The sequence below is a fragment of the Gilliamella mensalis genome (genome assembly GCF_900103085.1).
Classification (GTDB): Bacteria; Pseudomonadota; Gammaproteobacteria; order Enterobacterales; family Orbaceae; genus Gilliamella; species Gilliamella mensalis.
Genome location: NZ_FMWR01000007.1, coordinates 44369 through 62949 on the forward strand (window position 1 = coordinate 44369; position 18581 = coordinate 62949).

Annotated in this window: 16 protein-coding genes; 10 read left to right on the forward strand and 6 right to left on the reverse strand. The window is 37.2% G+C overall.

Annotated features, from left to right (window positions below):
• The first annotated feature begins 434 nt into the window (after window positions 1-434).
• From recN to BQ5209_RS03185, 5 genes are all read left to right on the forward strand, one after another.
• On the forward strand, window positions 435-2096 hold the full coding sequence (gene recN / locus BQ5209_RS03165; protein WP_085247123.1) for a DNA repair protein RecN: 1662 nt from the start codon (window positions 435-437) through the stop codon (window positions 2094-2096).
• 52 nt (window positions 2097-2148) lie between these two features.
• Complete coding sequence (coaBC, locus tag BQ5209_RS03170; protein ID WP_085247124.1) at window positions 2149-3375, forward strand: bifunctional phosphopantothenoylcysteine decarboxylase/phosphopantothenate--cysteine ligase CoaBC; 1227 nt, start codon at window positions 2149-2151, stop codon at window positions 3373-3375.
• Window positions 3359-3817 carry a dUTP diphosphatase gene (dut, locus tag BQ5209_RS03175; RefSeq protein ID WP_085247125.1) on the forward strand — a complete coding sequence of 153 codons (459 nt, stop codon included), beginning with the start codon at window positions 3359-3361 and terminating at the stop codon, window positions 3815-3817. The genes coaBC and dut overlap by 17 nt, the downstream gene beginning before the upstream one ends.
• Window positions 3818-3819: 2 nt before the next feature.
• Complete coding sequence (gene slmA / locus BQ5209_RS03180) at window positions 3820-4407, forward strand: nucleoid occlusion factor SlmA (RefSeq protein ID WP_244168435.1); 588 nt, start codon at window positions 3820-3822, stop codon at window positions 4405-4407.
• Window positions 4408-4469: 62 nt separating this feature from the next.
• Entirely contained in the window at window positions 4470-5303 is an 834-nt protein-coding gene (locus BQ5209_RS03185; RefSeq protein ID WP_085247127.1) for a mechanosensitive ion channel domain-containing protein, read from the forward strand.
• Between the two features lie 60 nt (window positions 5304-5363).
• Here the strand turns inward: BQ5209_RS03185 and cysE are convergent, their stop codons facing one another.
• Both cysE and BQ5209_RS03195 read right to left on the reverse strand, forming a co-directional pair.
• Window positions 5364-6125 (reverse strand): serine O-acetyltransferase, encoded by a 762-nt coding sequence (gene cysE / locus BQ5209_RS03190; protein ID WP_370737820.1) that lies wholly within the window; start codon window positions 6123-6125, stop codon window positions 5364-5366.
• A 187-nt stretch (window positions 6126-6312) separates the two neighbouring features.
• On the reverse strand, window positions 6313-7554 hold the full coding sequence (locus tag BQ5209_RS03195; RefSeq protein ID WP_085247129.1) for an oligosaccharide MFS transporter: 1242 nt from the start codon (window positions 7552-7554) through the stop codon (window positions 6313-6315).
• Between the two features lie 209 nt (window positions 7555-7763).
• On the opposite strand from BQ5209_RS03195, the gene BQ5209_RS03205 reads away from it, so the two are divergent.
• The 3 genes from BQ5209_RS03205 to BQ5209_RS03215 all read left to right on the forward strand — a co-directional run bounded on the left by BQ5209_RS03205 (window position 7764) and on the right by BQ5209_RS03215 (window position 12242).
• The gene (locus BQ5209_RS03205) at window positions 7764-8768 is read left to right on the forward strand and encodes a LacI family DNA-binding transcriptional regulator (RefSeq protein WP_085247131.1); all 1005 of its coding nucleotides are present in this window, start codon (window positions 7764-7766) and stop codon (window positions 8766-8768) included.
• Between the two features lie 368 nt (window positions 8769-9136).
• Window positions 9137-9940 (forward strand): inositol-1-monophosphatase, encoded by an 804-nt coding sequence (gene suhB / locus BQ5209_RS03210; RefSeq protein WP_085247132.1) that lies wholly within the window; start codon window positions 9137-9139, stop codon window positions 9938-9940.
• A 121-nt stretch (window positions 9941-10061) separates the two neighbouring features.
• Window positions 10062-12242, forward strand: a complete 2181-nt coding sequence (locus BQ5209_RS03215) for a heavy metal translocating P-type ATPase (RefSeq protein WP_085247133.1) — start codon at window positions 10062-10064, stop codon at window positions 12240-12242.
• Window positions 12243-12331: 89 nt separating this feature from the next.
• Here BQ5209_RS03215 and tilS read toward each other — a convergent pair whose 3' ends face one another.
• Window positions 12332-13618, reverse strand: a complete 1287-nt coding sequence (gene tilS / locus BQ5209_RS03220) for a tRNA lysidine(34) synthetase TilS (RefSeq protein ID WP_085247249.1) — start codon at window positions 13616-13618, stop codon at window positions 12332-12334.
• Between the two features lie 32 nt (window positions 13619-13650).
• Window positions 13651-14868 carry a cystathionine beta-lyase gene (gene metC / locus BQ5209_RS03225; protein ID WP_085247134.1) on the reverse strand — a complete coding sequence of 406 codons (1218 nt, stop codon included), beginning with the start codon at window positions 14866-14868 and terminating at the stop codon, window positions 13651-13653.
• A 120-nt stretch (window positions 14869-14988) separates the two neighbouring features.
• On the opposite strand from metC, the gene BQ5209_RS03230 reads away from it, so the two are divergent.
• The gene (locus BQ5209_RS03230) at window positions 14989-15606 is read left to right on the forward strand and encodes a 4'-phosphopantetheinyl transferase family protein (RefSeq protein WP_085247135.1); all 618 of its coding nucleotides are present in this window, start codon (window positions 14989-14991) and stop codon (window positions 15604-15606) included.
• A 50-nt stretch (window positions 15607-15656) separates the two neighbouring features.
• Here BQ5209_RS03230 and BQ5209_RS03235 read toward each other — a convergent pair whose 3' ends face one another.
• Complete coding sequence (locus BQ5209_RS03235; RefSeq protein WP_085247136.1) at window positions 15657-16430, reverse strand: tyrosine-protein phosphatase; 774 nt, start codon at window positions 16428-16430, stop codon at window positions 15657-15659.
• 104 nt (window positions 16431-16534) lie between these two features.
• Between BQ5209_RS03235 and pepB the strand changes: the two genes are divergently transcribed.
• Window positions 16535-17815 (forward strand): aminopeptidase PepB, encoded by a 1281-nt coding sequence (pepB, locus tag BQ5209_RS03240; RefSeq protein WP_085247137.1) that lies wholly within the window; start codon window positions 16535-16537, stop codon window positions 17813-17815.
• Window positions 17816-17874: 59 nt separating this feature from the next.
• On the opposite strand, the gene BQ5209_RS03245 is transcribed toward pepB, so the two are convergent.
• Window positions 17875-18441, reverse strand: coding sequence for a peptidylprolyl isomerase (locus BQ5209_RS03245; protein WP_085247138.1), 567 nt, complete (start codon window positions 18439-18441; stop codon window positions 17875-17877).
• Window positions 18442-18581 lie beyond the last annotated feature (140 nt).

The window sequence follows — 18581 nt, forward strand, 5'->3', positions numbered from 1 at the left end:
ATTTTTAATATCTTTTTTTAATTCATCTCTAAACTTAACTGGTTAAATCAAATTTCAATAAATAAAAATTATTTTGATAAACTAACCGTTAATCACACAAAATATTTCATACCATCATAGATGGAGTTCTATTGCAGATAAATAGCGATGACTTAATGCAATGGGTAGCTGCATATTGATAAAAACCGAAATACCTCAAGTTTGGTTTTCTTTATACACACAAAGTGGGTTATATTGACTAAGACTGTACGTAAATTTTGCTGTAGATTGCATCTAATCATTATTGCCAATATTGATACGATAGAATCACTTTATCGCCCGTATACTTTCCCCAAAATATATCAAAAAAATAAAAAACAATCACCTGTATTTATTTACAGTATTTTTGCTGCTATACTGCCAATATTATAACTAGCCTTATGTATTAATTTATTATGATAACGCAATTAACCATTAATAATTTTGCTATTGTGGATCAGCTTCTTGTCGATTTTACTACGGGGATGACCGCAATTACGGGTGAAACAGGAGCAGGGAAATCAATTGCTATTGATGCATTGGGATTATGTCTGGGTAATCGTTCTGATGCCTCTTCTATTCGGCATGGGGCTGATCGTGTTGATATTTCTGCAAGCTTTGTGCTGGATGATACGCCGGCTGCATTTGCGTGGCTAAGTGAAAACCAACTTGATGAAGGAAATGAATGCATTTTACGTCGAGTGATTAATCAAGACGGGCGTTCTAAAGCATTTATTAATGGTCGTGCGGTACCTATTTCGCAATTAAAAGATTTGGGGCAAATGTTGATTCAAATTCATGGGCAACATGAACATCAGCGCCTGTTACGCAGTGACTATCAACAGCTGTTACTAAATCATTATATGAATGAGCCAGTATTGCTTGCCCAAATGCAACAAGCCTATAAACAGTGGAAAGCAGCTCGCATTGCTTATCAGCAATACCAAACCACACGGCAAGAACGTGATGCGCATATGCAGCTTTTACAATATCAGCTAAAAGAGTTAAACGAATTTTCGCCAATTTTGGGTGAATATCAACAAATTGACGAAGAATACAAACGATTATCCAACAGTGAACAATTAATCAATTTGAGCCAACAATCGGTGATGTTGTTAGATGAAGCGGATGAATATAACGTCAGTAATTTGCTCAGTAGCGTTAAAAATAGTGTTCAAGAATTGGTTGAACTTGATCCCACTTTACATAATGTGTGTAACATGCTTGAAGAGGCTTCCATCCAGATTAAAGAAGCAAGCTATGAACTAAGTCACTATAGCGAACGTTTAGAGATTGATCCGGCGCGCGTTATGCAGCTTGAACAGCGTTTATCTAAACAAATTGCTTTAGCGCGAAAGCACCATGTCGCTCCCGAAGCATTACCCGATTTGCATCAGACCTTGTTAGCTGAATTTAAACAGATCAATCAGCAAGATGAACAAAGCGAACAACTTAAAACTGATATTAGTAAATACCATCAAATTGCGATCGACATTGCGGCTAAATTGCATCAAAAAAGGGTCTCAATAAGTAAAACCTTAGCCAAAAAAGTGACCACCATTATGCATGAACTATCTATGCCAAATGGGCAATTTAGTATCGATATCGCTTTTGACGAAAATCGATTGAATGAAGATGGCGCCGATCAAGTCATCTTTTTAGTCAGCACGAATGCTGGTCAAAATCCACAACCGCTTGCTAAAGTGGCATCTGGTGGTGAATTATCACGTATTGCCTTAGCCATTCAAGTTTTAACAGCGCAAAAAATGGATACTCCTGCTTTAATTTTTGATGAAATTGATGTCGGTATTAGTGGTCCAACTGCCGCTAAAGTGGGGCAGCTATTAAGACAGCTTGGACAATCAACCCAAGTAATTACCGTCACTCACTTACCACAAGTTGCAGGGCAAGCAAACCAACACTACTTTGTGAGTAAACAAACAGATAGCAAACAAACCTCAACCGATATGCAAAAATTGGATAAAAATGGTCGGTTAAATGAGTTAGCCAGATTGTTAGGGGGTGATAAAATTACAGATGCAACATTAGCCAATGCGAAAGAGCTACTTATTATCTAACTGAATTGTGATAATATAGCGCTTTCATTTTAGGTGAGAAGGAGGCTTGATCATGAGTCTATCTGGAAAACGTATTTTGTTAGGCATTACAGGTGGTATTGCAGCTTATAAATGCCCTGATCTTGTTCGCCATTTAAAAAAAGCCGGTGCGCAAGTGCATGTTGTTCTGACTGATTCAGCTAGCCATTTTGTGACTAAGATGACTCTGCAAGCTGTTTCTGGTAATCAGGTATCAAGTGATCTTTTTGATCCATCAGCCGAGCTTTCTATGAGTCATATTGAACTTGCTAAATGGGCTGATTTAGTCTTAATTGCACCCGCAACCGCCAATATTATTGCCAAAATGGCCAATGGTATTGCCGATGATCTGTTATCAACCATTTGCTTAGCCACGCCAGCACCAATAGCCATTGCTCCAGCAATGAATCAACAAATGTATAAAGCAGTGGCAACTCAACATAATTTATCAGTATTAGCCTCAAGAAATACTTTAATTTTAGGACCAGATAACGGGTTTCAAGCCTGTGGTGATATTGGACCTGGGCGAATGCTCGAACCTCATACTATTGTTGATCAAATTGCACGCTACTTTAAAGCAACTTCCGTACTTTCAGGTATTTCCATTACAATTACAGCAGGTCCAACGATCGAAGAAATCGATCCGGTTCGTTATATTAGTAATTACAGTTCAGGAAAAATGGGCTTTGCAATTGCAAGCGCGGCAGCGCAAATGGGGGCTACCGTTACATTAATTAGTGGACCAGTCCATTTAGATACGCCAAATGGTGTCAACCGAATTGACGTTAAAAGCGCTAAACAGATGTATGATGAAGCATTAAATTGTGCGCAAAAATCAACTATTTTTATTTCGTGCGCGGCGGTTGCTGATTATCATGCCAAAACAATTGCGTCACAGAAGATCAAAAAAACCAATGATAACGATGAACTTACTATTGAATTAGTAAAAAATCCCGACATTGTCGCAAGTGTCGCAGCACTAAAAACGCATCGCCCATTTGTAGTAGGATTTGCAGCTGAAACCAATGATGTTAAAGCTTATGCACTAAAAAAATTAACGACAAAAAACTTAGATTTAATTTGTGCTAATGATGTTTCAGACAAAACCATTGGCTTTAATTCAGATCAAAATACATTAACGCTATATTGGCAAAATGGTGAGCAAACGTTACCATTAAGCAATAAACAACAATTAGCAACGCAGTTACTTCAAGCTGTTATAACACGATATAAAGTGAGTCATGATGAAAAGAAAAATTGATATAAAAGTATTAGACCAACGTTTGGGTAATGAATTTCCACTCCCTACCTATGCAACCGAAGGATCTGCCGGCATTGATTTACGCGCGATGTTTGATGAAGCCACTGAAATCAAACCCGGCGAAACCATCTTAACGCCGACTGGTTTATCAATGCACATTGCCGATCCTAGTTTAGCTGCTTTAGTCTTACCTCGTTCAGGGCTGGGTTCAAAAAATGGGATTGTGCTTGGTAATTTGGTTGGTTTAATCGATTCTGATTATCAAGGCCAATTATTTGTTCCTGTTTGGAATCGTAGCCAAACCCCTTTTGTTATTGAAGCTGGCGATCGAATTGCCCAATTAATTATTGTTCCGGTTGTACAAGCAGAGTTTAACATTGTTGATGAATTTGTTGAATCAGCGCGTGGGGAAGGTGGATTTGGGCATTCGGGTAAGAAATGATTGTGAGTAACAAAAATAGAAATCGCAAAGAAGATATCTTACAAGCATTAGCAAAAATGCTTGAATCTAATGAAGGTACTCAACGAATTACGACAGCTAAATTGGCCGCAACAGTAGGCGTTTCTGAAGCGGCGTTATATCGACATTTTCCAAGCAAAACAAAAATGTTTGAAAGTTTAATTGTCTATATTGAAGATATCTTGTTGTCTCGCATTAATGTGATTATTCAAGATGAACCCAATACATTTACGCGTTTACAACTTATTCTTGCGTTGATATTAGGTTTTTCTGAAAAAAACCCAGGATTAACCAGAATCATGACAGGGCATGCATTAATGTTTGAGCAAGAACAGTTACAAGAACGTATTAGCCAACTATTTGAACGAATTGAAACTCAAATCAAACAAGTTTTACGTGAACGAAAAATTCGTGAGGGAGTTGCTTTCATAACAGACGAACGCATTTTATCTAGCCAGCTATTAGCTTTTTGTGAAGGCATGATGGCACGTTATTCTCGTTCAGGTTTTAAATATCTACCAACTACTAATTTTGATACACGTTGGTCTTTATTAGCCAAACAGCTGGTTTAGCCAATTTTTGCTCTAAAACACGTTGACAAAAATTTCTATTACCTATTACTGAGGATAATAATATGAATATTGAAGATTTTTTAAATTATACCTTTTCAATTATTAAAAGATACGATGGGGTTGTATTTAGCTATATCGCTCATTTCTGCTTTGCTATTATTATTTTTGTTATTGGTAGAACGATTGCTAGATTTATTAGTAATCAATTAAAACGTATACTATTTAACCGGCACGTTGATCCGACCGTTGTTAAATTTGTCAGTGCTTTGTCGTACTATGCCATCATTGTCATGACATTGGTGGCAGTTTTAGGGCAATTAGGCGTACAAACAGCCTCGATTGTTGCTGTTATTGGTGCCGCTGGCTTAGCTATCGGTTTGGCATTGCAAGGTTCACTGTCTAATTTTGCCGCTGGGGTTATTTTAATTATTTTTCGCCCATTTAAAGTTGGTGAAACTGTTGTCATCAATAGCCAGCAAGGGGTTATTGATTCAATACAAATTTTTTCAACCTCTATTGTTACCCCAACTAATGAACTTGTTGTGATCCCTAATAGTCAGGTAGTGAGTGCCAACATTATTAACTATACACGTTTACCTGAAAGACGTTTAGATTTAGTGATTAATGTGGGATATAATTCAGATATTCAAAAAGTTTATCAAGTGTTAAAACAAGCGGTAGATAAAACGAATAATATATTAACATCCAAAGAATCTACTATTCGATTAGATGTGTTAGATGCTTCCTCAATGAATTTTAATGTATTAGTTTGGACATTAAATGAAAATTATGGCGTAGTGAAAGGCGAGCTGCTTGAAAATATCAAAAATAGGTTAACTGAAAATAATATCAATATTCCATATCCAACTATGGATGTAAATCTTAATACTAAGTAGCCATTTATAAAAACTCCATTGTTCCCTTTCAATGGAGTTTTATTTATCATTTGCTAGTGATTAAAGATCTTGATCCATATTTAAAGCTGGCTTGTCGCAATCAGGGCAACCCACCACTTTTGCTGGGACTCCGGCAACGGTTGTATGTGGTGGCACAGGATCTAACACAACAGAACCCGCACCAATTTTAGCACCTTGGCCTATTTCAATATTACCTAAAATCGTGGAATGCGCACCAATCATTACTCCCTCACGAATTTTTGGATGACGATCACCATTTTGTTTACCGGTACCACCTAAGGTGACGGATTGCAAAATAGAAACATCGTTTTCAATTACCACCGTTTCACCAATTACAATGCCGGTTGCATGATCAAACATCACCCCGCAGCCAATTTTTGCCGCAGGGTGAATATCTACCCCAAACACTATTGCAATCTGACTTTGTAAAAAAATCGCCAATGATTTACGGTTTTGCTGCCAAAGCCAATGTGCAATTCGATAAGCTTGTAGTGATAAAAACCCTTTATAATAAAGCAGTGGTGTTGAGTAATAGTGAGTTGCTGGATCGCGAATATAAACAGCTAAAATATCGTTTATGGCGGACTGAATAATATTTTCATCAGCTTTATACGCTTGCCGAGCAATTTCGCGAATTTCAATAGCCGGCATAACCTGAGAGACAAGCTTATTAGCTAAAATATAGCTTAAAGCACTCCCCAGATCTTTATGATTGAGTAAAGTTGCATGGAAATAGCTAGCTAACATCGGTTCGCTTTCAACTAGCGCAGCGGCTTCTTGGCGAATGGCTTGCCATAACATATCGGGTTTAACAACTACTTTTGCATCGTTCACGACACGTTCCTGTATACAATAACCAAAATTGTTAATATTGTTTCGCAAACTTAACCTAGAAGCAAGTTTTGTATTCATTTATTATCACGTTAAAAAGCAAATGGAAACAATATGTTTCCATTTTTTTATCACTGTTAGCACGAATTTAAGATTATTATTGCTTTGCTTTTTTCTCATCGCTTAAAGTAAATATTGCTATCACCGAAGTGAGTAAAACAACACCGGCAAGTATATAAAATGTTGTTGCATATCCGGTATTATCAAATAATTTACCAACTAGCCATGACAACACAATAACACCAAGATTAGAGGAAATATTAAAACCAACTAAATAAAGCGTAGCCGATAGTCTTGCATCAAAATTACCAACGATATACTTAAACATCGCCAAAATAAATAGTGGAATTTCTATTGCATGAAATAGTTTTACTAATGAAATAAAATAAACATTATCCAATGTTGCTGATAATGCAATTCGGCAAATCATAACTAGCGCTGCAACTAACAATGACTTTTTAGCCCCCATTTTGTTAATAAAATAAGGTGCAATAATCATACAAGTTGCTTCTAAAAAAACTTGGAAAGAGTTTAAATAACCATAAACTTGATAACCATCTTCTGGCTTTTCGAAAAAGCTAGTATAAAAATTAGGAAATAATTGCTGATCATAGATGGTATAAAAGCTATAAGTACCAATAACAAACAAGACAAACAACCAAAATTTTTGCAATCTAAACAGAGATAAAATTTCACCCATCGTTGGTATGGTCGATGTTTTTTCTGTTAAAGCTGTATTGTTATTTTCGAATTGTGATACTTGATAGTTGGTTGGCTTAAATATTATATTAATCGTAAAAAAGATAGCAGCAACTACCGATGCCATCCAAAAGTTAATATGCGGATCAATACCAAATAAAATACCGGCAACAAAGGTGGCAATCGCATAACCAAATGATCCCCAAAAGCGAGCAGGACCAAATTCAAAACCAAATAAACGACTAATACGTTCAATAAATGAGTCAATCAAAGCACTACCTGAAATAAAACTAGCACTTAGAACGGGTGCACCGATACATACACCCACAATAAAATCATGTTGCAATAAAGGCTCATACACATAAATTAAGAACGGACCAATAAGCACCATAATGATACTTTGAAAGGTTACTACGGCTTTTCCTATTTGTAATTTATCTTGGATAATGCCATAGAAGATCATAAAAAACATGGCTGCAGCAGAATTCGCGGCATAAACAATACCTAACTGCTCGCCTGATAAGCCAATTTTACTTTTTAACCAAATAGCGTAAAAAGACCACCAAAGCGACCATGCAGCATAAAACGTAATAAGATAACCAGATGAGAACCAATAGTTTCTATTTTTTATCATATTCATGTTTATTACTCTTATATTGTTGAAGTTTGATGAATTTTAACGTTAACATGTTAATGTTAACATTATGGTCATATTTAACACTAAATAGATAGAACCGATTATCATAAATGTTAATTTCCTCACACTTTTTATCATTTATATTTGTGGTATCATCACCCATAAGTAATGACTGATAATAATTTTTATCTTGTTAAGCAAAAGGATTAACTATGGCTTCACTTAAGGATGTTGCAAAATTAGCATCTGTTTCATTGATGACGGTTTCACGTGCAATAAATAATCCTGAAAAATTAAATAAAGAGACTTATAAACGTGTTAAACAAGCTATTGAGCAACTTAATTATGTGCCTGATTTATCGGCAAGAAAGATTCGTGGTGATAACTCGGGACCTTGTGCTATTGGTGTTTTAGCATTAGAAACCGCCATGACACCGTTTTCAGTAGAATTACTTCAAGCCATAGAAAAAACAGCCCAAAATTATGGTTGGAATACCTTTATTGTTAATTTATTTGATGATAAAGATGCCGATCATGCCATTAATACTCTGTTGTCATATCGCCCTAACGGTATTATCTATACCACAATGGGATTAAGAAAAGTTGAACTACCTGAAAAGTTATTAGATAAAAATGTTGTATTAGCTAACTGCATAAGTGATTCAAAGCAACTCGCTTGCTACATTCCAGATGACTATTTAGGTCAATATCAAGCCATGCAACAGGTCATAAATAAAGGCTATAAAAAGCCGCTATGTATCTATTTATCAGAAAACACATTAGCAGGCAAAACCAGACGTAAAGCCGTTGAGCAAGCTTGGCTCGATGCGGGTTATCATTTAAATGCTATTACCAGTTATCACACTTCAATATTATCAGATGACCTTGCACAAGAATATATGATGACGGTTGATATATTGAAACAACATTGTCATAAAACACCAGATTTTGATGTACTGATTTGTGGGAATGATCGAATCGCTTTTGTTGCTTATCAATTTTTACTCGGTCAAGGATTTAATATCCCAAATGATATTGCTGTGTTAGGTTATGATAATATGGTGGGTACTGGTGAACTATTTTATCCTCCATTAACAACCGTCCAGTTGCCCCATTATGAGATTGGTGAACAAGCAGCATTACATATTATTAATAGCAAAAAACAAAAAGAGATAATACAGGTAGCATCACCTTATTTAGAAAGAGAATCATTGTAAAAAGATGGAGATCACGTTCTCAATTTTTTATATTTTAATTTTGCTGGTGGTTGTTTATAACAGAACATTTCCCCTCTCACTGCACTAAAAGACATAAATTACCATATAGCTCATATAGCTTTTGTAAAATCACCTAAATAAAATTAATTTATATTTGATGTTTTTTTGACAAAATTTTTTCTCAAACCTTAATTAATGTGATGTTTAATTTTATTGATATGTTATTTATAAGATATTTTACGAATCAACCCCCGCATAGTCTGGCAATAAAGTTACAAAACTTATATACTATGCCTTAATTTTTAGTATGACTGTGTTCGTTTTACTAAATCAATCCGTTCTTTAACATCATCAATTGGAAGAAAATTATGCATCCGATGCTGAATATTGCTATTCGCGCTGCTCGTAAAGCAGGCAATGTGGCCATTAAGGCTTATGAAAACCCTAGTTCAATCGAGATCGAAGCCAAAGGCGCTAATGATTTTGCCACTAATGTGGACCGTGCGGCCGAGGCTTTAATTGTGGAAACAATCAAAAAAGCTCATCCTGACCACACTATTATTGCCGAAGAAAGTGGCCTTGTTAAAGGTAATGATGCGGATACACAATGGATAATCGACCCAATTGATGGTACGACCAATTTTATCAAAAATATCCCTCATTTTGCTGTGTCAATCGCGGCGCGAGTTAAAGGTAAAACCGAAATTGCTGTGGTTTATAATCCAATGAGTAATGAGCTGTTTACAGCTGCTCGTGGTAAAGGTGCTCAACTTAATGGTTACCGTATTCGTGTGAGTAATGCTAAAGATTTAGACGGCAGCGTACTTGCAACAGCTTTTCCATTTAAAGCTAAACAGTACAGCGACAGTTATTTTGCCGTTTTGCAAAAGTTGTTTGTTAAGTGTGGTGATTTTCGTCGCGCAGGCTCGGCCGCTTTAGATTTGGCTTATGTTGCCGCAGGTCGTTTAGATGGCTTTTTTGAAATTGGCTTAAAACCATGGGATATCGCTGCTGGTGAGCTGATTTTGCGGGAGGCTGGCGGCGTTATTACCGATTTTGCTGGTGGTAATAATTATCTGGTTTCGGGCAATGTTGTGGCTGGTAATCCTAGAATTGTAAAAGATTTATTGGTTTCTACCCAAAACGATTGGCCAGAAAAATTACGTAACTAATTTCCTTTCTTTTTTCACAGGGTTATATAAGCCCTGTGATCACCGCTTTATTTTTGTGCATAACCTTTAATATTCAGTATATACTAACTTTAAACTCGATAAACCATATAAGGTATATATCATGAAAACGGTCCAATATCATTTTATTGTTGAAGATATGAGCTGCGCATCTTGTGTTGGGCGCGTTGAAAAAGCACTCAAAAAAGTCGATGGTGTGATTGATGTTAGCGTTAATCTGGCGACTGAAAAAGCAACCGTTGATGCTGATGCACATGTAAAGCTCGCAACATTGATGTCTGCGGTTGATAAAGCGGGTTATCATGCGGTTAAAATCACTGAGTCAGCAGGTGATCAACAAAAATCGAACAAACAATTACCTAACTGGACTGTTGTCACTGCTGTAATATTGGCTATGCCTTTTGTGTTGCCTATGTTATTAGCGCCGTTTGGGATAAATTGGATGATGCCTGCTTGGTTGCAATGGGGGATTGCATCGGTTGTACAATTTGGCTTGGGGGCTAAATTTTATCGAAGTGGCTTTAGTGCGGTTAAAGCAGGGGCTGGTAATATGGATTTATTGGTTGCCATCGGCACAAGTGCTGCGTATGGATTATCGGTTTATCAGCTAATGACTGGCAATGGTGAACATCTTTATTTTGAATCGTCAGTTATTATTATTACCTTAATCTTGATCGGTAAATGGCTAGAATCAAGCGCTAAACATCAAACCACCCAAGCAATTGCAGCGCTTTCTTCGCTACGGCCTGATGTTGCATTAGTCAAGCAAGGTGATCAAGAAGTAAGTGTACCCATTAGCCAAGTTAATGTGGGTGATATTGTTATTGTTAAGCCCGGCGAGCGCATTGCTGTTGATGGTGTTGTGATTGAAGGCGCATCAAGTAGCGATGAGTCGATGTTAACCGGTGAGAGCTTTCCTGTAAATAAATCCATTAACGATGTGGTGACTGGTGGCACGATTAATGGTGAAGGCTTACTGCTTGTTAAAACCACAGCTATTCAGGCCGATTCTACGTTATCCAAAATCATTGCAATGGTTGAATCAGCTCAGGCCAAAAAAGCGCCGATTCAACGAATTGTTGATCGCATTAGTGCGATTTTTGTGCCGGTGATTTTATTGATTGCATTAGTTACGCTATTGGCTTGGGGAATGATATTGCATGATTGGCAGCAAGCATTACTTTATGCCGTTGCGGTGTTAGTGATTGCTTGCCCATGTGCGTTAGGCTTGGCAACACCAACCGCGATTATGGTGGGGACTGGGGTGGCTGCTCACCATGGTATTTTAATTAAAGACGCCGAAGCGTTAGAAACGTTGCACAATGTTAATATTGTCGCATTTGATAAAACCGGTACACTCACCATTGGTAAGCCTGAATTGGTTGAAATGGATATTATAGGCAGTGAGACGCCCGATCAAATTTTATCGCTCGCAGCATCATTACAAGCCGGTAGTGAGCATCCACTTGCCAAAGCCATTTTAAGTAAGGCTAAAGAGTATGGTTATGCTCAAAATATTACCTCGGTAGCAGGATCGGGGGTGATGGCAACTGTTGATAATACGCAGTATTATTTAGGTAGCTTGCGATGGATGAAATCATTAAATGCCTATTTTGTTGGTATGGACGATAAGATTAATGAGTTAGCCAGCAAAGGTTACACCATTTCATTTTTAGCTAAGCAGCAATTAGAAGGTAATGTGGTGATATTAGCGCTATTTGGTTTTGCTGATGTAATCAAGCCAGAAGCGAAAACCGCCATTGAAGCGTTGCATCAGTTAAACGTAAAAAACGTTATGTTAACTGGGGATAACCAGAAAGCGGCGAATTACGTTGGACAGCAGTTAGGCTTGGATAAAGTCATTGCTGAAGTGTTACCGCAAGATAAAGCCAATTATATTTATCAGTTACAAAAAGAAAGTCATGTTGATACCCATCATCGAGTGGCAATGGTGGGGGATGGGATTAATGATGCGCCAGCATTGGCGGCTGCGGATATTGGTATAGCCATGGGCACGGGCACCGATGTGGCTATGCATGCAGCAAGTATTACCCTTATGCGTGGTAATCTGTTTTTAATTGCTGATGCAATCGATATTTCGCGCCGAACCTATAATAAAATCAAACAAAATCTATTTTGGGCATTTTTCTATAATTTGATTGGTATTCCGCTAGCGGCATTCGGGTTTTTAAATCCAATGATAGCTGGTGCTGCCATGGCATTAAGTAGCGTGAGTGTGGTTACTAATGCGTTGTTACTTAAACGTTGGAAAGCAAGAGCCTAATCTTGTAGGGTAATCGTTAGGATTTTAATTTTTACACTAAGGCGGCTAATTACCGCCTTAGTTATTTGTGCGTTTGACTGTATAGATAATTAATTTAGGCTAAAATCGATTTGTGTGCCTTTCCCTTGTTCGGTAACAAACACGCCAACCGCGCAGATCAGTTGTTCATTATAGTAAATCAACGGGATTCGGGTACGCATCCACGGTGGAATGTTATGTTCTTGCCATAGCTTTTTTATTGATCGCGAGCCATGGCGATTGATAATTTGAAATTGTCCTTGAGCATGAAATCGCACAGTGACTTGTTCATCTGCATTGGGTAAACGGCAAGATAAATCAGTTTGATAATTAGCCTGTAATTTACCAATACTATCAGGAAGAATTAAGGACAAAGCCAAATCCCAATTAAAAATTTGTTGTTCAATATCTTGATATAACGGTAATAAATAGAGTTGATTTTGATAGCGACGCATTTGCCTGTCATGTAGTATAAATTTAGGATTGGCATCTTCTTTTGCTAGCACAACCGTTTGCCAAATGAGCGATAATTGCTTTTGGTTTGGCATAGTCATTTGTTGGGATCGTAGCCACATGCGCATTATGGCATTGCGTTTATATTCTGAACACGCCATTAAAGGGGCTAGATTTAGCTGTCCTTGTTGGCTAACCATTTGTTGAAAATCAGCTAATAATAATTCATTAATTAACGCTTCTTGCTGCTGACATAACTCAGCACTGCGTGCCACCATTTGCGAAAAATGTGGCCAGCGTTGATTAAGCGTCGGTAAGACCTTTAAGCGTAAAAAGTTGCGGTCGTAACGATCATCTTGGTTGCTTTCATCTTCTATCCAGTTGAGTTGATGCTGATTAGCATAAGTTTCAATTTGTGCGCGTGAAATGGTTAATAAAGGGCGAAGATGCTGTTTATGTTCCTGTGGCATGGCGGCCAATCCCGCAGGACCACTCCCGCGTTTTAATGCTAAAAGGAATGTTTCGCATTGATCATCAAGGTGTTGTGCAGTGCATAACGTTTCATCATCTGTTAAGTGACGATAGATAGCTTGGTAACGTGCATTTCTGGCTTGTTCTTCGATATTTCCTGCATTAGGGTCGAGTTTGACTTTTTCAATAATCAGCGGCACTTGCCATGCTTGGCATTGTTTTTGACAATGCATTGCCCAGTTGTCAGCATTGTTGCTTAAACCATGGTGAATATAGATCGCTCTTAGCTTTAAATCAGGTAATAATTGCTGTTTGAGTGCAACTAGTGCATCCATTAATACGGTTGAATCAACACCACCACTATAAGCAACCAGTAGTGCTTTGTGGTGTGTTATTTTATGCATAATTGTTTGTTTGATGCTTTCATCAAACATTGTTTGGTGTGGGTTATTCATCTTCTATTTAATTACACCAAGCTTTGTAATGCATTGGCTTTATTTTTATGTTGTTTGATTCTATCTAAACCAGCAGCAAGATCAGCAATTAAATCATCAGGATCTTCAAGACCAATATGTAGTCGAATAAGTGTTCCTTCAAAGTCTATGCCAGATACAGGTCTAATATTTGCTAGTTCTTCAGGTTGATTGGCTAAAATTAATGACTCAAATCCACCCCATGAATAAGCCATTGAGAAATAAGTTAAGTTATCAAGAAAATCAGACAATTGCACGTCGGTTAATCGATCTTTGAGTATAAATGAAAATAAGCCACTTGCGCCTGAAAAGTCACGTTTAAAAAATTCGTGTCCTTTACAACTTTCTAATGCTGGGTGATTGACGGTTGCCACTTTTGGATGACTTGCTAGCCATTTTGCTACTTTTAAACCGCTTTCGTGATGTTGTTTTAATCTTATTGCTAATGTGCGTAAACCACGCGCAGCCATATAGGCGGTGTCCGCATCACACATTTGTCCCATTAAGTAAGAACGTTCGCGCAATGTTTCCCAACAGCGCTCGTTAGCCACCGCGGTGCCTATCATGGCATCCGAATGACCGATCAGGTATTTGGTACCGGCTTGTATTGAAATATCAATATCATGCTCTAACGCTTTAAATAAAATACCCGCGCCCCATGTATTATCTATCATAATGATGATTTCAGGATTAACACTGCGAATGGCTTTAACAATGGCAGGTATGTCTTGAACTTCCATGGTTATTGAACTTGGCGATTCAAGAAACACGACTTTAGTATTTGGCTTAATATGATTTGTGATATAGCGACCAATTAATGGCGAGAAGTAATCAGTTTGAACACCAAAATCTTTTAAAATGTGCTGGCAAAAATCTTGAGTGGGTTCGTAAACGGCTTCTGACACTAAAATATGATCGCCGGTTTTCACAAAAGCTAAAATGGCATTAGTAATAGCCGCTGCACCACATGGATAAAGGTAACAACCCGCTCCTCCTTCAATTTCAACCAGCGCTTCTTGTAGTGCAAAATGGGTTAATGTACCACGTCGTCCATAGAATAATGCACCACTAGCACGATTTTTTGTGGCCTCTTTTTTGGCTTCAATAGAATCAAAAACCAGTGATGATGCACGTTGAATAACTGAATTAACCGCACCTTGTGTATAACGCTTTTTACGTCCTGCATGAACTAATTTTGTTGGTAATGACATGATAAGACACCTTTGCTGTTATTTATGAATATTGGTATTTTGATTAATTTTGATAACAGTTAGCATAGCATGCTGTTAAAATAGTAAAAAATAAATTTTATTAATATTTTCTTTGCAATTATGCTTATAGTTAAACTTGCTAATCTTAATGATGCCAACATTGATGTTTCATTGTTGTCACCCCAGCTTCTTGATGAAGCCAATAAATTACATGGTCAACGCAAAAAACAGTTTTTAGTTTGTCGTTCAATATTGGCGAGCTTACTTCAACAGCATTGTGATATTTCAGTGTTACCCGCTATTAAAGTTGGTGATAATGGACGTCCTTGTTTTTTACAGCAATCGCTACCCGATTTTAATATTAGCCATAGCCAAAATTGGGTGGCAGTCGCAATTTCGTTAACAGATAAGGTTGGTTTAGATATTGAAGTGGCGCGCCCACGTAAAAATTATCTAAATGTGGCTAAAAACTTTTTTGCGGATGATGAGTTTCAATGGATGCTTATGCAAGATGATACATTAAGGGCTTTTTGGCAATTATGGACATTGAAAGAGTCGGCATTAAAACTGTATGCCAAAGGGGTTTGGCAAATAAAATCGGTTAAAGTTGACTTAAACCAGCAGATGATTATAGCCCCTTTTGGGCAAGACTTTTATTATCAATATCGTCAAGTAGGCGATGTTCATCTGTCTGTAAATAGTAATCAACCAATTTCTAAATTGATTTTGTTATCTTAATATAGCGTTTTGCTATTATCTATTAGGGTAAAATAAATCATTGCTATTTATTAAACTAAATAGATATCTTGGATTTTTTTTCTATTGTTTTCATTTAATTGATATTCCTGTGATAACCAATCGTCAATAGAATCATAACGCATTTTAATTGCGTCAAATGCGGCTGTTAAATACTCTTTTTTGGCGGCAAAAATTAATTTGCGGTTTTCAAACTCATCAGCAGTCACTTTATGTTGGTATTGGCGTAATAGATTTTCACGATAATCTGCCAATAGCTGTTCAGTGAGTAAATAATCTTGCATGATAGCTTCTTCACTCACACCTAAAGCAAACAGTGTTAATGCGACACCAACACCCGTACGATCTTTACCAACCGCACAATGTTGCACTAATGGTTTACCTTGAGAGTTCAGTAAGATTGACGAAAGTTTTTGGTATGCTGGGTTTTTAAATGGTAGAAGCTGGTATAGCTTAACCATAAAATCAAATGGTGCATTTTTTTTCAGTGTTTGAGTATGATTGCTTAAGTCACTTGTTAAACTTGCGGTGACCGTATCGCTTAAAGGGTTAGCAGGTACGTTAATATAATGAGTGTTTTGCCATAATCTATCTGGGTGTCGGGTAATTTCATCGTGATCACGATAGTCTAAAATATAGTGTAGATTTAACTCATCAGATAAAAAAGATTGCTCTTCTGGCGTGATCAGTGAGAATGCACCTGAGCGATATAGCAGACCAGATCGAATTTGACGTCCATCGGTTGTTTTGATTCCACCTAAATCACGAAAATTAACTCCATTTTTTATTGGTACAACACACGTCATGACTACCCCCCTTTATTTATAACTTTACTTGCTATATTAACATGTTTCTGATTAGAATTAAGCCACTGTTTCTACTATTATGAATGATTTAGGGTACTTATTTTATGTCGATGTTATCTGTTTTACTTTCTGATAAAGCCGCACCAATTCAATGGGGCAAAGATGCACTACTAAGCTTTTCGGACAATACAATTACTATTCACTATAAATCGGATCACCGTCTTGGTGCGATCCAACGAGCGGGAAGAAAACTTGATAGCCAAGGAATAAATTTGCTGAAACTAAGTGGTGAAAATTGGGATCTTGAAGCGTGTTGGCATTTTTGGTTAGGTTATCGTAATGCCAAAAAAAGTACGAAAGTCAATTGGCCAAAACTCAATACCAAAGATAAACAAGAATTAGAACATCGTTTGGCAATTATTGATTGGTGTCGAGATATCGTTAACGAGCAAGCCGAAACATTAAGTCCTACCGAGTTAGCAACACAAGCCGCTAAGTTAATTAGCACTTATTCATCTGATGTGAGTTATAAAATTATTTCAGGCGAAGCTTTAAAAGAGCACAATTATATGGGAATTTATACAGTAGGTAAGGGGTCAGATAGACCAGCTACGTTACTTGAGCTAGATTATAATCCCACTAAAGATGCTAACGCACCGATTACTGCTTGTTTAGTTGGCAAGGGGATTACGTTTGATTCGGGCGGTTACAGTTTAAAACCAAGTAGCTTTATGGAATCTATGCGTTCAGATATGGGTGGGGCTGCACTAGTTACAGGTGCTTTAGCATTAGCTATTGCACGGGGGATAACTCATCGTATTAAACTCTATTTATGTTGCGCAGATAATTTAGTCAGTGGCAATGCCTTTAAGCTTGGTGATATTATTCATTATCGTAATGGTAAAACAGTTGAAGTTGATAACACCGATGCCGAAGGGCGCCTTGTTTTAGCTGATGGTTTAATTTGTGCCGATAATGACAACCCCCATTATATTATTGACTGCGCAACGCTCACTGGTGCGGCTAAAATTGCAGTGGGGAACGATTACCAATCCTTGCTCTCGTTCGATGATAACTTTGCTAATCAACTATTAGCGAGTAGCGATTTGGAACATGAAGCTTTTTGGCGATTACCATTGGCTGAATTTCATCGCGCTCAGTTTCCATCATCATTTGCTGATATGGCAAATTCAGGTTTACCTAATACCGCTGGTGCCAGTACCGCTGCGGCTTTCTTATCACATTTTATAAAAAACTATCAACAAAAATGGTTACATATTGATTGCTCTGCAACATTCCGTAAAAGTGCGACCGCTTTATGGGCAACAGGCGCAACAGGTATTGGGGTTAGGTCAATTGCTAATTTACTTAGTCAACTAAAATAAAACCGAAAAAAAACCACTTGAAAAAGTGGTTTTTTTATTTCTTTGATAGTATCAATTATTTAATTATTTTCAATAACAGTCGCTTTTTTAATGTAAATCGGCTCAACGGGTACATTTTGATGAGGACCTACACGTTTAGTTGGTACATTAACAATCTTGTCAACGACCTCCATGCCTTTAATCACTTTACCAAACACCGCATAGCCGTACTTTGCTGGAGATTGGTAATTAAGAAAACTATTATTAGCTACATTGATAAAAAATTGACTGGTTGCACTATTAACATCGCTGGTTCTTGCCATTGCAATGGTACCGCGATCATTTTTTAAGCCGTTATCTGCTTCATTTTTAATAGGCGGATTATTATCTTTAAATTCTAGTTGATCATCAGCACCACCACCTTGAATCATAAAGCCTGGAATGACGCGATGAAAGGTCAAATTTTCATAGAATCCACTGTTTACATAATCAAGAAAATTTTTAGTAGTAATTGGAGCATGTTCGCTATCTAGTTCAATTTCAATATCACCCATGCTGGTTTGTAATAATACTTTAGGGGCAGCTAAAGCGACAGTTGAAAAAATTGTTAACAATAATGTTAAAATTAATAGTTTGATTTTTTTCATATAATAAATCCTTTCTCCATTTAGATTGGCTGATTATACCGAATATTAAGTTAATTTAAATAGTAATTCTGAAAAATAGGATAATTTTTTGTGTTGTCGATCGTAGAAATGTTTAATTGTATGCAGCGAGCAGGTTAGTT

Excerpts from the sequence above, each read along its gene's own strand:
- BQ5209_RS03230 (WP_085247135.1), top strand. The coding sequence starts at position 14,989 with ATGCTTATAGTTAAACTTGCTAATCTTAATGATGCCAACATTGATGTT.
- recN (WP_085247123.1), top strand. The coding sequence starts at position 435 with ATGATAACGCAATTAACCATTAATAATTTTGCTATTGTGGATCAGCTT.
- coaBC (WP_085247124.1), top strand. The coding sequence starts at position 2,149 with ATGAGTCTATCTGGAAAACGTATTTTGTTAGGCATTACAGGTGGTATT.
- metC (WP_085247134.1), bottom strand. The coding sequence starts at position 14,868 with ATGTCATTACCAACAAAATTAGTTCATGCAGGACGTAAAAAGCGTTAT.
- BQ5209_RS03215 (WP_085247133.1), top strand. The coding sequence starts at position 10,062 with ATGAAAACGGTCCAATATCATTTTATTGTTGAAGATATGAGCTGCGCA.
- dut (WP_085247125.1), top strand. The coding sequence starts at position 3,359 with ATGAAAAGAAAAATTGATATAAAAGTATTAGACCAACGTTTGGGTAAT.
- tilS (WP_085247249.1), bottom strand. The coding sequence starts at position 13,618 with ATGTTTGATGAAAGCATCAAACAAACAATTATGCATAAAATAACACAC.
- pepB (WP_085247137.1), top strand. The coding sequence starts at position 16,535 with ATGTCGATGTTATCTGTTTTACTTTCTGATAAAGCCGCACCAATTCAA.
- cysE (WP_370737820.1), bottom strand. The coding sequence starts at position 6,125 with ATGTTATGGCAAGCCATTCGCCAAGAAGCCGCTGCGCTAGTTGAAAGC.
- BQ5209_RS03245 (WP_085247138.1), bottom strand. The coding sequence starts at position 18,441 with ATGAAAAAAATCAAACTATTAATTTTAACATTATTGTTAACAATTTTT.
- suhB (WP_085247132.1), top strand. The coding sequence starts at position 9,137 with ATGCATCCGATGCTGAATATTGCTATTCGCGCTGCTCGTAAAGCAGGC.
- BQ5209_RS03205 (WP_085247131.1), top strand. The coding sequence starts at position 7,764 with ATGGCTTCACTTAAGGATGTTGCAAAATTAGCATCTGTTTCATTGATG.
- BQ5209_RS03185 (WP_085247127.1), top strand. The coding sequence starts at position 4,470 with ATGAATATTGAAGATTTTTTAAATTATACCTTTTCAATTATTAAAAGA.
- BQ5209_RS03195 (WP_085247129.1), bottom strand. The coding sequence starts at position 7,554 with ATGAATATGATAAAAAATAGAAACTATTGGTTCTCATCTGGTTATCTT.
- BQ5209_RS03235 (WP_085247136.1), bottom strand. The coding sequence starts at position 16,430 with ATGACGTGTGTTGTACCAATAAAAAATGGAGTTAATTTTCGTGATTTA.